Genomic DNA, 593 nt, shown 5'->3' with positions numbered 1-593 from the left:
TTAGAAGGTGCTAGGTCAGCAGAGCCGCCTAGGAATTCTGGTAGCATGGCACCGAATGCTTCTAGCGCATTTTGTGACGCTTTACGTGAAGCGATGTTGGCTGGGTTAGCTTGTAGATCAGCGATGATCGCGTTGGCTTTCTCTTCCCACTCTGCTGGCAGTTCACCGTTTAGACGACGCTTAAGCTCAGCTGCTTCCGCAGGGTAAGCTGCTGCGTACGCGTCAAACTTAGCATTCCACGCAGCTTCTTTTTCTGCGCCTGCCGCTTTAGCATCCCACTGAGCATAGACATCCGCAGGGATTTCGAACGGACCGTGTTCCCAACCAAGTTGCTTACGAGTCGCGGCAATTTCTTCAGCGCCTAGTGGTGCGCCGTGACAGTCGTGTGAACCAGACTTGTTAGGTGAACCAAAACCGATGATAGTTTTAGTACAGATTAGCGTAGGGCGAGGGTCAGCTTTTGCTGCAATGATGGCCGCATTGATCGCTTCAGGATCGTGACCGTCAACTGCTGGGATTACATGCCAGCCGTACGCTTCAAAACGCTTAGGTGTATCGTCAGAGAACCAACCTTCAACGTGACCATCGATAGA

The 593-nt window shown here is 51.9% G+C and carries 1 pseudogene; it reads right to left on the bottom strand.

Annotation, left to right across the window (positions count from 1 at the left end):
• Positions 1-593 (bottom strand): annotated as a pseudogene (locus tag QTN95_RS20955) (transketolase); the annotation flags it as partial.

Source organism: Vibrio sp. M260112 (assembly GCF_036533775.1).
GTDB lineage: Bacteria > Pseudomonadota > Gammaproteobacteria > Enterobacterales > Vibrionaceae > Vibrio.
Note: the sequence above shows the minus strand (reverse complement) of the source record. Positions and strands in the feature narration are given on the sequence as shown.